Origin of the sequence: Hydrotalea sp. (assembly GCF_049968455.1) — a bacterium.
GTDB lineage: Bacteria > Bacteroidota > Bacteroidia > Chitinophagales > Chitinophagaceae > Hydrotalea.
Map to the genome: position 1 here is coordinate 1 of NZ_JBMFQT010000006.1, position 15194 is coordinate 15194.

15 protein-coding genes are annotated in these 15194 nt (G+C 35.1%); 13 read left to right on the forward strand and 2 right to left on the reverse strand.

Going from position 1 to position 15194, the window contains the following annotated elements; genetic code table 11:
- The first annotated feature begins 191 nt into the window (after positions 1-191).
- The 3 genes from ACP5P5_RS05610 (at position 192) to ACP5P5_RS05620 (ending at position 2014) form a co-directional block, all read left to right on the forward strand.
- Positions 192-413, forward strand: coding sequence for an antitoxin VbhA family protein (locus ACP5P5_RS05610; protein ID WP_428285122.1), 222 nt, complete (start codon positions 192-194; stop codon positions 411-413).
- Positions 406-1014 (forward strand): Fic/DOC family protein, encoded by a 609-nt coding sequence (locus ACP5P5_RS05615; protein WP_428285123.1) that lies wholly within the window; start codon positions 406-408, stop codon positions 1012-1014. The genes ACP5P5_RS05610 and ACP5P5_RS05615 overlap by 8 nt, the downstream gene beginning before the upstream one ends.
- Positions 1015-1324: 310 nt before the next feature.
- A complete protein-coding gene (locus ACP5P5_RS05620; RefSeq protein WP_428285124.1) occupies positions 1325-2014 on the forward strand; it encodes an SDR family NAD(P)-dependent oxidoreductase in 690 nt (229 codons plus the stop codon).
- A 79-nt stretch (positions 2015-2093) separates the two neighbouring features.
- Here ACP5P5_RS05620 and katG read toward each other — a convergent pair whose 3' ends face one another.
- On the reverse strand, positions 2094-4340 hold the full coding sequence (gene katG, locus ACP5P5_RS05625) for a catalase/peroxidase HPI (RefSeq protein ID WP_428285125.1): 2247 nt from the start codon (positions 4338-4340) through the stop codon (positions 2094-2096).
- Between the two features lie 199 nt (positions 4341-4539).
- On the opposite strand from katG, the gene uvrB reads away from it, so the two are divergent.
- From uvrB to ACP5P5_RS05660, 7 genes are all read left to right on the forward strand, one after another.
- Positions 4540-6582 carry an excinuclease ABC subunit UvrB gene (gene uvrB, locus ACP5P5_RS05630; protein WP_428285126.1) on the forward strand — a complete coding sequence of 681 codons (2043 nt, stop codon included), beginning with the start codon at positions 4540-4542 and terminating at the stop codon, positions 6580-6582.
- 127 nt (positions 6583-6709) lie between these two features.
- Entirely contained in the window at positions 6710-8671 is a 1962-nt protein-coding gene (locus ACP5P5_RS05635) for a tetratricopeptide repeat-containing sensor histidine kinase (protein ID WP_428285127.1), read from the forward strand.
- Positions 8664-9281: a LuxR C-terminal-related transcriptional regulator gene (locus tag ACP5P5_RS05640; protein WP_428285128.1), complete on the forward strand. Its 618-nt coding sequence runs from the start codon at positions 8664-8666 to the stop codon at positions 9279-9281. Before ACP5P5_RS05635 ends, ACP5P5_RS05640 begins: the two co-directional genes overlap by 8 nt.
- Positions 9282-9783: 502 nt before the next feature.
- Positions 9784-10410, forward strand: a complete 627-nt coding sequence (locus ACP5P5_RS05645) for a response regulator (RefSeq protein ID WP_428285129.1) — start codon at positions 9784-9786, stop codon at positions 10408-10410.
- Positions 10411-10586: 176 nt separating this feature from the next.
- On the forward strand, positions 10587-11327 hold the full coding sequence (locus ACP5P5_RS05650; RefSeq protein ID WP_428285130.1) for a ParA family protein: 741 nt from the start codon (positions 10587-10589) through the stop codon (positions 11325-11327).
- A 13-nt stretch (positions 11328-11340) separates the two neighbouring features.
- Positions 11341-12072 (forward strand): esterase family protein, encoded by a 732-nt coding sequence (locus tag ACP5P5_RS05655; protein WP_428285131.1) that lies wholly within the window; start codon positions 11341-11343, stop codon positions 12070-12072.
- 104 nt (positions 12073-12176) lie between these two features.
- Positions 12177-12962, forward strand: a complete 786-nt coding sequence (locus ACP5P5_RS05660) for a hypothetical protein (protein WP_428285132.1) — start codon at positions 12177-12179, stop codon at positions 12960-12962.
- Between the two features lie 43 nt (positions 12963-13005).
- On the opposite strand, the gene ACP5P5_RS05665 is transcribed toward ACP5P5_RS05660, so the two are convergent.
- Positions 13006-13392 carry a MerC domain-containing protein gene (locus tag ACP5P5_RS05665; RefSeq protein ID WP_428285133.1) on the reverse strand — a complete coding sequence of 129 codons (387 nt, stop codon included), beginning with the start codon at positions 13390-13392 and terminating at the stop codon, positions 13006-13008.
- Positions 13393-13506: 114 nt separating this feature from the next.
- Here ACP5P5_RS05665 and ACP5P5_RS05670 point away from each other — a divergent pair, with 114 nt between their 5' ends.
- From ACP5P5_RS05670 to ACP5P5_RS05680, 3 genes are read left to right on the forward strand one after another with little or no spacing between them, the layout of a single operon-like run.
- Positions 13507-14145 carry an SCO family protein gene (locus tag ACP5P5_RS05670; RefSeq protein ID WP_428285134.1) on the forward strand — a complete coding sequence of 213 codons (639 nt, stop codon included), beginning with the start codon at positions 13507-13509 and terminating at the stop codon, positions 14143-14145.
- A gap of 15 nt (positions 14146-14160) precedes the next feature.
- Positions 14161-14589: a Fur family transcriptional regulator gene (locus tag ACP5P5_RS05675; protein WP_428285135.1), complete on the forward strand. Its 429-nt coding sequence runs from the start codon at positions 14161-14163 to the stop codon at positions 14587-14589.
- A 26-nt stretch (positions 14590-14615) separates the two neighbouring features.
- Entirely contained in the window at positions 14616-15179 is a 564-nt protein-coding gene (locus tag ACP5P5_RS05680) for a TlpA family protein disulfide reductase (RefSeq protein ID WP_428285136.1), read from the forward strand.
- Positions 15180-15194: the final 15 nt, after the last annotated feature.

The window sequence follows — 15194 nt, forward strand, 5'->3', positions numbered from 1 at the left end:
TTATAATAATAATAGTATTATGCAATCAAATGATTTAAATTCTACTTTTGATACGTACTGAAAATGGGGAGCCTACACTATCACCGCCTAAGCGCAAATGCGTTTCCGTTATAAGCCATTTTAAAGCGACAGAAACAAGCGATTTGTCCTAAATATTTTGTAAATTTAAAGTGCAATTAAGACTGAAAAATATGTTCAACACGATAGAAATAGACAGAAACAACCTGACAATAATGGGAATTAAGTTTTCGGACTTAAAAACCTTAGAAAGCACAGCAAATGCCTTAGGGAGCAATATGTTTGAAGGCTTTAAACCGACACCAAAAGGTATCGAAATCATACGGGACTATGTGACAGGAAAAATATCTCTTACAGAACTTGTAGCGTTTGCCAAACAAAAAGCCTATGTCTAATTCCTACAAATACATAGACCCTTACTTCACCTACACAGACCCTAAGACAGGACTTTTAAGGAACTTACAAGACATTACTGACCCGGATGTATTGCTCTTTGTTGAGAGCGGTGTGGTAACCAAACGACTACAAGAACTTTACGAAAAGCCAATAAAAATAAAGGGTATTGACACCCTTTTTGAAATTCATAGATATTTATTTCAAGACATTTACGTTTGGGCAGGCAAAAAACGGACAGTTGAGATTAGCAAAGACGGTAAACAGTTCTTCCCTACTTCGCACTTTGACAATGCTTTCAGATACATTGACCAATTAATTGCCGACTTCAAGAAAATTCCGAAAGACAACAAACAACTGCTAGCTGAGAAATTAGCTAACATTCTAGATAACGTCAACTATTTACACCCATTCAGAGAAGGGAACGGACGAACGCAAAGAGAGTTTTTACGACTGTTGGCAATAGAAAAACACTTGACACTAAATCTCAACCCACCAGACAACAAAAGTGTTTACGAACGCTATATGAAAGGAACAATTGAGAGTGATGTCAAGACTTTGACAGAATTAATTTTTGAACTGATTGGCATAAATGACAAATAGAAAAACGGCTTATAACAGGCGTTTGGCTCAATGGCGGGTAAAGTGGTTAATTGAACATACTACCTCGCATCAACTTTTGTGGTGTTTTGACAGTTTTGTGCTCCGAAATCCGCCCGAACACAAAGCCCTAAAACGTTAGCTGCAACTGTATAGAACACCGCTGCAAATCAAGCGACACATCACACAATAGTGCTTTACACCATTTTCATCTAACTATTTTCTTGCACTTAAACCCTTAGCATTATTTTTTCCTTAAGCAAGCCTTAAACATTTTGTATGGAATAACGTTATTCTTAAAAACAATTGATTAATGGAATACTTAGTTGTAGGTACAAATGGTATTGGTGGTGCATTGGCCACACAATTAGCTGAAAAAAATCATAAAGTTTTCGGCACTTATTTGCAGCATTCGAAAACAAATACAAACAACATTGAATACCACCCTTTAAACGTTTTAGATGAAAACATTGATATAAGCTTTTTACCTGAAAAATTGGATGGGTTGGCTTATTGCGTTGGAAGTATACAGTTAAAACCTTTTCAACGATTTAGTGCAAACGATTTTATACAAGATTATCAGTTACAAGTAGTGGGTGCCGTTAAATTATTACAATTATGTTTGCCTAAATTAAAACAAAGTCAACAGGCATCCGTTGTTTTATTTAGTACCATTGCAGTACAAACAGGTTTTAACTTTCATAGCTTGGTAAGTGCCAGCAAAGGAGCTATTGAAGGATTAACCAAAGCTTTAGCTGCTGAGTGGGCACCTGCTATTCGAGTAAACTGTATTGCACCTTCTATTACAAATACTACACTAGCACAAAACTTTTTAAGCACCCCTGAAAAAATAGAGTTGAATGCCCAACGTCATCCCTTAAAAAAAATTGGTGCTGCTACTGATGTGGCTAATTTGGCTTCATTTTTATTAAGCCCTGAAAGCAGTTGGATTACCGGCCAAATTTTCCATATTGATGGGGGCATGAGTAGTATAAAACTTTAAAGCAGCTATATGCATGCAAAAAAGAAAGCAACTGAGAACAGTTGCCTTCATAATACATATATGAACCAATATGAAAAAGTTATGCATGCAAATCAAATCGGTCTAACTCCATCACTTTATTCCATGCTGCAATAAAGTCGTGTACAAATTTTTCTTTTGCATCATTTGCTCCGTAAACTTCAGCAATGGCTCTGAGTTCAGAATTAGAACCAAAAATTAAATCCACTCTTGTAGCAGTAAACTTTACTTTACCTGTTTTACGATCTTTTATTTCAAATACCTCTTTCTTATCTGAAACAGGTACCCATTTGTTGTTCATGTCTAACAAGTGTACAAAGAAATCGTTGGTAAGTGTACCGGGCTTATCAGTAAATACGCCATGTTTAGAACCATCGTAATTAGCGCCTAACATACGCATACCGGCCACTAATACTGTCATTTCAGGTGCAGTAAGGGTTAATAGCTGTGCTTTATCCACTAACAAATGCTCGGGTAACACTTTGTTGGCACCGGTAGCTTTTACATAGTTTCTAAAGCCATCGGCAATTGGTTCTAATACTGCAAACGATTCAACATCAGTTTGTTCTTGCGTAGCATCATTTCTGCCGGGAGTAAATGGAACTGTTACTTTAAAGCCCGCATCGTGTGCTGCTTTTTCAATTGCTGCGCAGCCTGCCAATACAATTACATCGGCTAGCGAAACTTTTTTATTTCCTTTTTGTGCAGCATTAAAGGTTTGTTGAATTTTTTCTAATGCATCCAACACTTTCGCTAAATGAGGAGGATTATTTACTTCCCAATATTTTTGGGGTGAAAGGCGTAATCTGGCACCGTTAGCACCACCACGTTTATCGGAACCCCTAAAGGTTGAAGCAGAAGCCCATGCAGTTGTAACCAAATCAGCAATACTTAAACCTGCATTAAGAATGGTTTGCTTTAATGTGGCAATATCATTTGCATCAATCAATTGATAATTGATTTCCGGAATGGGGTCTTGCCATAACAAAACTTCTTTAGGAACTTCAGGACCTAAATAACGGGAAATGGGGCCCATGTCGCGGTGAATCAATTTATACCAAGCTTTAGCAAAAGCATCGGCAAACTCGTCGGGATTTTCATAAAAATGACGAGATATTTTTTCATAAGCGGGGTCAACACGCAAGGCTAAGTCGGTAGTCAGCATAAATGGAGCATGGCGTTTATTGGGGTCTTGCGCATCGGGTACAGAACCGGCACCTGCGTTATTTTTGGGTTTCCATTGGTGTGCCCCTGCGGGGCTCTTTGTTAATTCCCATTCATATTCAAATAGGTTTTCAAAGTAATTGTTATCCCATTGGGTAGGTGTTTTTGTCCATGCCCCTTCCAAACCGCTGGTAATAGCATCGGTTCCTACACCGGTGCCAAAAGTATTTTTCCAGCCTAAGCCTTGCTCTTCAATATCGGCAGCCGCAGGTTCACGGCCTACATATTTAGATGGATCGGCAGCCCCATGTACTTTACCGAATGTGTGCCCACCGGCAATTAAAGCAACAGTTTCATAATCGTTCATGGCCATTCTGCCAAAGGTTTCGCGAATATCTTTTGCAGCAGCTAACGGATCGGGATTGCCGTTAGGCCCTTCCGGATTAACATAGATTAAACCCATTTGTACAGCGGCCAAAGGATTTTCTAATTCTCTGTTTCCGGTATAACGTTTGTCGCCCAACCATTCTGTTTCTGCACCCCAGTAAATATCTTGTTCAGGTTCATAAATATCTTCACGACCACCGCCAAATCCAAATGTTTTAAAGCCCATAGATTCTAACGCACAGTTTCCGGCCAACACAATTAAATCAGCCCATGAAAGCTTATCCCCATACTTTTGTTTAATAGGCCATAACAATCTTCTGGCCTTATCTAAATTAGCATTATCAGGCCAACTATTTAGCGGAGCAAAACGTTGCGAACCGGAACTGGCACCTCCTCTTCCATCATGAATACGATAAGTTCCGGCACTATGCCATGCCATACGAATAAATAAGGGTCCATAATGACCATAATCAGCAGGCCACCAATCTTGTGAATTCGTCATCAATTCAAAAAGATCTTTTTTTACGGCAGCAAAATCGAGTGATTGAAATGCTTTTGCGTAATTAAACTTTTTACCCATTGGGTTAGAAAGTTCAGATTGCTGGCGCAAAATGTTCAACTTTAGTTGATTGGGCCACCAATCTTGATTGCTGGGACCACCACCGGCTACTTGATTAATCATACCATGGTTAAATGGGCATTTGCCTGCACCATTCATTTTGTGGGTCTCTTTTTCGTGATGTGTAATAGGGTCCATATTTTATTGTTTTATCATTCAGATTTCCAAAAGTACAACAATAAAAACATAAGTTTTATTTATAAATACAATAATGAAATCGAGAAAATCTATCAGTGTAAGTCTTCTTTTAACAAAGTATTTGCAGCAACACAATTGCCCTATCAGCAAATTTTAGCATAACACAACAGTATATTTTTTTAATGCAGTAATTTGCAGTATGCTTTTTCAAATTGATGCACCTTATTCTCCCGGTGGAGATCAACCGGAAGCCATCAAACAATTGGTAAATGGATTACAGGAAGGAGAACAATTTCAAACATTACTGGGCGTAACCGGTAGTGGGAAAACTTTTACCATTGCCAATGTTATTCAACAAGTGCAAAGGCCAACGCTGGTATTAACACATAATAAAACTTTAGTAGCGCAATTGTATGGTGAGTTTAAACAATTCTTTCCCAATAATGCAGTAGGTTACTTTGTAAGTTATTATGATTACTACCAGCCTGAAGCTTACATGCCTGTTAGTGATACCTATATTGAAAAAGACTTGAGCATTAATGAAGAACTGGACAAATTAAGACTGCAAGCTACTTCACAACTACTAACAGGCCGAAGAGATATAATAGTAGTGGCCAGTGTTAGCTGTATTTATGGTATGGGTAATCCAACTGACTATGAAAATGGCATTATTCGAATTCAACAAGGACAGGTAATTTCTCGTCAAGGATTTTTACATGCCTTAGTAAATGCATTATACAATCGCTCTCAGGTTGAATTTAGCCGAGGCACTTTTCGTGTAAAAGGCGATACCGTTGATATTAATTTACCTTATGCAGATTATGGCTATCGCATTCGCTTTTTTGGCGATGAGATTGAAACTATTGAGAGCCTTGATTTGGTTACCGGTAAAAAAATTGGCACCTTAGAAAATGCTGCCATCTTCCCTGCTAACTTATACCTGGCGCCCAAAGATATTTTGCAACAAGTAATTCATGAAATTCAGGATGAAATGCGGGAACAGGTTGAATACTTTACCAAAATAGGCAAATTCATTGAAGCCCAACGCATTAAAGAGCGTGTTGAATATGATTTAGAAATGATACGTGAATTAGGTTATTGCAATGGCATTGAAAATTATTCACGCTTTTTTGACCGCAGACAACCCGGCACACGTCCGTTCTGTTTATTAGATTATTTTCCAAAAGACTTTTTATGTGTCATTGATGAAAGCCACCAAACCATACCACAAATTGCCGGTATGTATGGAGGCGACAGAAGTAGAAAATTAGTACTGGTTGAATTTGGTTTTAGGTTACCAAGTGCATTAGATAACCGGCCACTCAATTTTCATGAATTTGAAAATTTAATTGGCCAAACCATTTTTGTAAGTGCAACACCCGGCGATTATGAATTAGAAAAAACAGGAGGTGTAGTTATTGAACAAGTAGTTAGACCCACCGGTTTATTAGATCCACCGATTGAAGTAAGACCTTCCGTGAATCAAATTGATGATTTACTAGATGAGATAGATAAACGAGTTAAACAAGGCGATAGGGTTTTGGTTACCACACTTACCAAACGTATGGCGGAAGAAATGGATAAATACCTGCATAGAATTAATATAAAATCGAAATACATACACAGTGATGTAGATACATTGGAGCGGGTAGAAATTTTAAGACAATTAAGATTAGGAGAGATTGATGTTTTAGTAGGCGTTAATTTATTACGGGAAGGGCTTGACTTACCGGAGGTTTCATTGGTAGCTATTTTAGATGCAGACAAAGAAGGTTTTTTACGCAATGAAAAATCATTAACACAAACGGCAGGAAGAGCCGCTAGAAATGCCAAAGGCTTAGTTATTTTTTATGCCGACACCATTACAGAAAGTATGCAAAAAACCATTGATGAAACCAACCGGAGAAGAGAAAAACAAATTGCCTATAATATTGAACATAATATTACTCCTACTACCATAAAAAAATCAATTGAACAAATTATGCAACAAACCTCTGTTTTAGACATAAAAGAAACAGAGCAGGAAAAAACAGCAAGCACAGTTTCTACAAAAGAAGGGTTATTAGCTGCAGAAGATGGCGCCACTTATCAGACGATACCTCAATTAGAAAAAAGTATTGCTCAAATTAAAAAACAAATGGAAAAAGCAGCTCGTGATTTAGAATTTATTGAAGCAGCACACCTTCGCGATAAAATGTTTGCCTTGCAAGAGAAGTTAAAAACTCTAAAAAATGATAAATAGTGTTTAGAGTTCTATACGCTTTTAGCCCTTCTCATCGTTTAAAATACAATAGCTTATTTCAAAATAATATTAATTGGTGTATATTGTTAAATATTAATCTTAGCCCTTACCCTCTCATTTTTAAAACATGAAGCTGATTGGCATTTTATTCATTTTTTTATTTATTTGCCATCTTCCCTCTTACGGGCAAGTTCCTTCATTAGATTCATTGGAAGCCATGGCATATCATGGCACAACAGATAGCATGAAAATTGAAGGATTATATAAACTATGTTTCAACTATTTGTCCATCGACCCACAAAAAGCCGTTTTGTATGGTGAGGAGGCTTTACTATTAAGCAATAAAGCACCCAATGAAATTTTATTGGCAAAAGTGCTAAACAACTTGGCACAAGCTTACGACTTACAACGCAATTTCAAAAAATCACGAGCATTATTACAAAAGGCAATTTATTTAAGTATCAAAGAAAAAGACGATGAGGGTTTGGGTAATGCACAAAATAATATGGCCTTATCATATTATTTAGAAGGGCAATTAGATAGCTCTTTATTTTGGCATTACAGAGCATTAGAAACCAGAACAAAAATTGGGAATATATTACAAATTGCAGATACACACAATAATATAGGTATATTATTTAGTTTAACAAAGGCATACAAAAACGCTTTATTCCATTTAAATGAAGCTTTGAAAATTTATGCTTCGCATAAAGATACAAATGACTTAGCCAATATTTATAGTAACATAGCAGATGTATACCAGCGGCAAAAAAAATATGATAGTGCAGTTCATTTTTTACATATCGCTATCAATTATGCCAAATTTGCTTCCTCTCCAAACTTGCTAAAAAACGCCTATTTAAACATGGGGTTTTGTTATAATGGAAAGCAAGAGTATAATACAGCCCTCGCCTATTTTAAAAGAATAGAAAGCAGTAGTAATATAGAAAAAGATGTTACTGTTTATTCCTATTTATTACTAGGATTAAGTGATGCCTATCTAGGTTTGCATAACTATTCATTAGCTATAAGCTATGCTAAACAAGGCATTCAATTACCTTCGGTTGGCGATAATAATAAACTTGAATTGTTTAGTTATTATTACAAAAATTTATCCGATGCCTATGAAGCACAAGGCAATCTTTCTAATGCGTTACTATATTACAAATTATATAAATCAGTAACTGATTCGTTAAGAACAGAAGAAAACATACATAGCTTAAATGATTTAGCAGCCAAATACGAATCAAAACAAAAAGACCAACAAATAGAAATTTTAAACAAAGACAATGAATTAAAAACGTTGGCATTAAAAGACAAAAAAAACATTATCATATTTTATAGTATTGGACTAATTGTTATGGTATTTAGCCTAGGCAGCATTTTACTTTTATATTTCAATAAAGAAAAATTAAACCACGAATTAGCAGAGAAAAACAAATTAATTACACAATCATTGGCAGATAAAGAAGTATTATTGAAAGAAATTCATCACAGAGTTAAAAACAATTTACAAGTTATTAGCAGTTTATTAAATCTGCAAAGCAAAACCATACAAGATGAAAATGCACTAATTGCATTAAAAGAGGCGCGAGACAGGGTTAAAGCTATGGCAATTATTCATCAAAATTTATATGTGGAAGGCAATATTGCCGGCATAGATATGCACGAGTATATTGAGAAACTCATCAACAATTTATTTAGCTCGTACAATATTGATGAAGCAAACATTCAACTAAAAATGGAAGTGGACCCTATTCAATTAGACATTGATTATTTAATACCCATTGGTTTAATATTGAATGAATTAATCAGCAATGCTTTAAAATATGCTTTTAAAGGCCGTGAAAAGGGTACTTTAGAAGTTACTTTGCATACCTGGCAAAACAAATTAATTTTGCAAGTAAAAGATGATGGTATTGGGATACCGAATGGAATTGATTTTAAACACTTGAGTACTATGGGTTATCAATTAATTGATTCATTTATAAAAAAATTGAAAGCAGAGTTGTATATTGATGGTTCAAATGGCACTACTATAACGTTAATTATTCCCAATTACCACACCAAAACTGCAGTATATGAGTGAAATTAAAATTTTAATTGTAGAAGATGAGCCTTTAATTGCAGCGGATATTGCGCAATGTTTAACCAATCTTGATTTTTGTGTATCGGGTATTGCATACAATACATTTGATGCCTTAAAAGAATTAGAAATCAATTTGCCCGATGCAATTTTATTGGATATTAATTTGCATGAAGAGAAAGATGGTATTGATTTGGCGGGCGTAATTAATACCAAATACAAATTACCATTTGTGTATCTTACCTCACATGCCGATAGACTAACATTGGAACGTGCCATTAAAACCATTCCTGCCGGATATATTGTAAAACCGTTCGATGAAAAAGACGTGTTGGTAAATCTTGAAATTGCCTTACACAATCATGCACAACAACACAATGCCGCATACCCCGGTTTATCATTAAAAGCAATTAATAAACATTTAGTGAAGGCGTTAAGTGAACGTGAATTTGAAATTTTACAAGCTATTTATGATGGCAAAACAAACCAGCAAATGGCAGAATCATTTTATCTTTCTGTTAACACCATTAAAACACATATTGCCAATATTTATGGCAAGTTAGAAGTTACTTCCAGAACGGCAGCCATAGCTAAATTGCGCAATTGGATTTAAATTGCTTTTATCAATTTTGCAGGAATTATCGGTACTAGCACTCCTTAAGCTGAGTTTGCTGTTTTATGCTTGAATGAGTTGTAAAATCATTGAGCCTAATTTCATACAATACCCTTAAAATCATACTATTGGGTGAATAATTTAATCAGTAAAATACTCCAAATTTGCCCTATTGAATATCAGAATGTTTCTGGTTTAGGGGGTTAAAAACGTTTTGGTTTTTCATAGGATATAGGATTTATGGGCGTCTCTTTCTAGAGATGCCTTTTTTATTTTCCTGCCGCTATTATCTAATTACTATCTTGTACATTTTGAAACCTCAAAAAAAGTTTGTAACTTACTACCCATACAATATTCCAGTCTATTTATTCCGCGAAGTAAATATATTTGCAAGCGTTACCTTTTTAAAAGGTACAAAACCTGTGAAAATACCCATTTAACTTAAAGACCTTTAAGTATTGATGCTTTTGTATCACAAATTTTTGTAAAATAAAATATTCATATGAAAATAATTTTAGCGGACGACCACAATGTTTTACGAAAGGGCTTGATTATGATTTTGGAAAAGGCCTTCCCTTCTGCTGAAATTGAAGAAGTATCTGAAGGTACTGACTTGATTAAAAAAGTAATGAAACAAAAGTGGGACATTATTATTTCTGATATTTCTATGCCCGGCCTATCCGGTATTGATGCAATTAAACAAATTAAGGATATTAGTCCACACATACCCATTTTAGTACTAAGCACCCATGCTCCTGAGCAATATGCATTAAGAGCAATACGAGCAGGAGCATCAGGGTATTTAACCAAAGAAAGCGCACCGGAAGAATTAGTTACAGCCATTAACACCTTATTGAGAGGAAAAAAATACATTACCCCTGAAGTTGCCGAAATACTGGCCGAAGCCTACGGCGATGATTTTGAAAAAGCACCACACGAACAATTATCTGACCGGGAATTTCAGGTTTTGCAACTTATTATAAAAGGCAAAACCATTTCTGAAATTTCAGAAGCATTGTCATTAAGTGTAAACACCATTAGTACCTATAAAGCCCGTATTTTAAGCAAAATGCATGTACACAATAATGCAGAATTGATAAAATACGCCATAGACAACAATTTAATGTAATCTACTCGGAAGGTACTTTCATTGCCCTCTTCATCATATCATGGTACATTTTGCTGCTTAGGGAAATACTATGTATTAACCTATTCAATACAGTATTGCAAGCATATTTAAACCCATAGTTGCAAAAAATTTGTATGGAATATTTGATGCATTCAAATGTTTTGTATATTTAAACTATGGTCAGTTTAGCATTTTATAACTTAAAGGGCGGTGTTGGAAAAACCGCATCAGCCGTTAACCTTGCTTATTTAGCTGCACAAGAAGGGAAAAAAACTTTGGTATGGGACTTAGACCCACAAGGTTCCGCTTCCTTTTATTTGGGTGCTTCAGCTACTACCAAAAATGAGTCAAAGAAAATTTTATTGCAAGAAATAGATATTACAGAAGCTGTAATACCAACTGCATATGATCATTTATCAGTTATACCGGCCGATATTTCTGCACGATATGCAGATATTTTACTAAACGAAATGAAACAGTTTAAAAAGAAAGTAGCCGGTTTATTAAACAGTTTTAAAAAAGAATTTGATATAATAATTATAGACTGCCCTCCCGGGCTTTCCATTTTACATGAAGCCATTTTTTACGCTACTGATTGGATTTTAATGCCCAATATTCCAACAACCTTATCCATTCGTTCATTTGAAACTGTATTGCAGTTTTTTAAAGACAATGATATAAATAGCGATAAAATAAAATGTTTCTTTAGTATGGTTGACCATAGAAAAAATTTGCACCATGAAACCATGCATGAATTTTATAAAGACAAACTTTTTTTAAAGAATTATATCCCCTACCTCAGCGATATAGAAAAAATGGGAATTCACCAAGCCCCACTGGAAACCTTTGCATCCAGTAGCTATGCCGCACAATGTTATAGGGAAGTTTGGAAAGAAATAAAAAGAACTTGCTTATAAACCACTTGTACTTATGGTAAAAGAAATAACATCGTGGTTTAGTCCCGCTTTGCAAGAAGAAATGCCCATTGCAACTTATGGTTATTTCGGATTTGCTTTACTGCTGATACCTACTGCAGCAGCCGATTTTTTAGAATATGAACGATTTCAATTAATTGATGCACTATCACCCCATATTCATGCCGGAAAAATAAAAGTATTTAGCATAAACAGCATGAATAACCAAAGCTGGATGAACGACAGTATGGAACCTGCCCATAAAGCCATTCGTCAGAATCAGTTTAATGAATATGTGCACAATGAAGTTATTCCTTATATACGCAGGCATACCAGTAATAACACCTTAATATTTACTTGCGGTGCTAGTTTTGGAGCTTTGCATGCCATGAATTTATTTTTAAAACGCCCTGATATCATAAACGGTGCTATAAGCATGAGTGGTGTGTACGACTTAACAGAATACACAAAAGGCTATTGGGATGAGCAAGTATATTACAACAGCCCGCAACACTATATACCCAACCTTACAGACCCCTGGTTTTTAGATAAAATTAAAGTCAGCCACCATATTCATATTTATTCAGGCTCAGGGGCGTATGAAGATCCTGATGCAAGCAGAAAATTCTCCAAAGTACTATGGGATAAAGGCATTTGGAATGATTTAGCAATTTGGGGCACCGATATTACACACGATTGGCCTACCTGGCGTAAAATGCTTCCATTAATTATTGAACAAAAATTTTAACCTAAACAAGTAGGGCTTAAAATTTTTAAATAACATGTTAATTCCTGCTAAAAGCTATTCATCTTAGTTAATTTGGCTTTAATATTACAAACCAATTGAACAGTTTGACAAAATATATTTACTTACTATCTTTATTCATCTTTGTTATTGTTGAAGCCCATGCACAGCAGCCTTCAAAGGCATTTACAATTAAAGGAACGGTTTATGATATATCTGCTCGTCGTCCAATAGAAGCAGTTGCAGTATTAACATCATCCGGTAAAGGAACTTTAACTGACTCTTTGGGCAAATACAGCGTTACAGTATTTCCGCATGACTCTATTTGGTTTTCATTGATTAATAAAACCACTATGAAATACCCGGTAGATACAATTACTAATACAGAAGCATTTGACATACAAATATTTTTAAATGCCTATAATTTACCGGATGTAAGTGTTCGCAACAGAAGTTATAAACTGGATAGTATTCAAAACAGACAGGATTATGCCAAAATATTTAATTTCAGAAAACCGGGCCTTCGTTTAAGCAATGGCCCATCAGGTTACAACCCCGGTAGTGTTACTGTAGGTTTAGATTTAGATGAAATTATTAATTTATTTCGGCGAAAACGAAACCAAAGCATTGAATCATTGCAACGTCGCTTAATTCAACAAGAACAAGATGCTTATATCGACCATCGATTTAATAAAGGTTTTGTTCGAAAAATTACTGGCCTTACATCGCCTGAATTGGATAGCTTCATGGTAAAATATAGGCCTGACTATGAAATATTGAGAATGCTGAATGACCTGGAATTTGGCTATTATGTTGAACAATGCTATAAACAGTACATGCGTAATTTAGGCTTAGATAAATATTACTTTAGGAAGGAAGACACCCCATTTTAACTTACTTGATGTAATCATAAGATAAATTTATAAAGCTAAAACGTTACTTGGTAACATTAACCGCAGGTTTATGGGTACAGGTTTTATTGTTAAGCAAATGGCCATAAACAATAAAAATTACGGCAGGTATTAATAATACTACTTCCCATTTATGCCAAAACTGTTTGGCAACTAAAAAAAGAATACCAATTAAGAAAATAAATAGGGGTTTCAATTGGTGGTGTTTGTATAAATAACCCCTCAATAAAGAAAATGCTCCAATAACAAAAGCCAATCCAATCATAAAATACTCAAATGCTCGGTTGTGAATTACTTCTATACCTAATAGGGGCAAACTGGATAATACAATTGGCAGCAAGGCACAGTGAATGGCACAGGTAACAGAAGTAATAATTCCCACTACATCCCAATTTACCTTTTTCAAAAACATGGCACAAAGATAAGAACATTGCAACAATGTTGCAAAATTAACAAAACAAAAAAATCTTCCTCACTGTTTAGCCATCTTGAAGGCGTAAATTTGCAATCTATTTAATTAATTTTCATGAACAAGAAGAAGCTGATAATTTATTCCGTGTTTTTTATTGGTTTAGTGGCGGTTTTTATGTTTGTAATATCACGGGTAACCGATATGTTTCAACGCAGCACGCTTACAGAAAGAAGCACAGTGTTACCGTTCAAATTTACTGATCAAGATGGCAAACCGGTTACCAATAAAAATGTGGAAGGAAAAGTATATGTAGTAAACTATTTTTTTACCACTTGTAAAGGTATTTGTCCCAGAATGAACAACAATCTGAAAGAGGTATATGAGCAGTTTAAGAATCGCCCCGACTTTATGATATTATCACACACCTGTGATCCTGACAATGATTCTGTTCCAAAAATGAAACGTTATGCTGACTCTATGCAAGTGAATACCCAAAAATGGGAGTTTTTAACAGGAAGGAAAGATAGTTTATACAAAATGGCCCGTTACAGCTATGGTATAGATGACCCAAAAAATAGTGTTAACGATATTAAAGATGATTTTATTCATACTCAATTTGTAGCATTAGTAGATAAAAATGGCGTTGTTAGAGGGCAAGTTTATGATACTTTAAAAAAAGAAGAAATTGAAAAATTAAAACACGATATTGAACAATTATTGAACGAACCAAGTTCGGGCACTGCTTTACGATAATGATAACCCCTTCATATGAATAATTTTTTTACCAACATATTAAGGAAAAACAATTTAAGTATTACACCTTGTCGATCGGCTATTTTAGAATTATTTCATGAAGCGAATGGTGCATTAACTCATGCAGCTATTGAAGAAAAAACAGGGGAGCAATTTGACAGGGTAACTATTTACAGAACGCTGCAAATTTTTGTAGAAAAAGGATTAATTCACACTATTCCTAGCCCCGACAATTCTATTTTATATGCATTGTGCAAAGATGATTGTTCAGAAGGGCACCACCATGATGACCATATTCATTTCATCTGTAACCAATGTAGTACCACATTTTGCTTAGATCATATAAACACACCCAAAATAATTTTACCCAAAGGATTCAAAATTCAACAAACAGATGTTTTAATTAAAGGGCTTTGTACGCAATGCAATTCTAATTCGCAATAACTTCATTTCATTTAAAAACTATCAATATGTTACATAATAAATTTTTCACAAACGGGTTTGTAATGCTAATGATAACGGCAGGCATTACTTTAACTGCCTGTAAAAACAATCAATCGAGTAATGAACCTGTACAAAGCACCAATGCAAGTACAAGCAATGCAACTACAGCCAACAATAACACCAACGCTGATGCCTTGCCGACCTTTAGCATAAAAGATGCCAATGGGAAAGTTGTGAATTTAAAAGATACTTTTAAAGGAAAAAAAATATTGGTGAACTTATGGGCTACCTGGTGCCCGCCCTGCCGCGCTGAAATGCCTTCATTACAAACCTTATACAGCACAACTGATAGCAGCAAAGTTGCCTTTGTATTTCTTTCAATGGATGATGATTTCAATAAAGCTTTACAGTATGTAAAAGATAAAAAATACACGCTTCCGGTTTATTATCCTGCGCAGGAACTACCCCAATTATTCAATGTTGAAGGAATTCCTACCACATTTATTTTTGATGCTAACGGTAAAATTATTCATCAACAAGTGGGTATGGGCGATTATACTAGCCCTGAAATTAGACAATTGCTACAATAAATAAATATTGACATT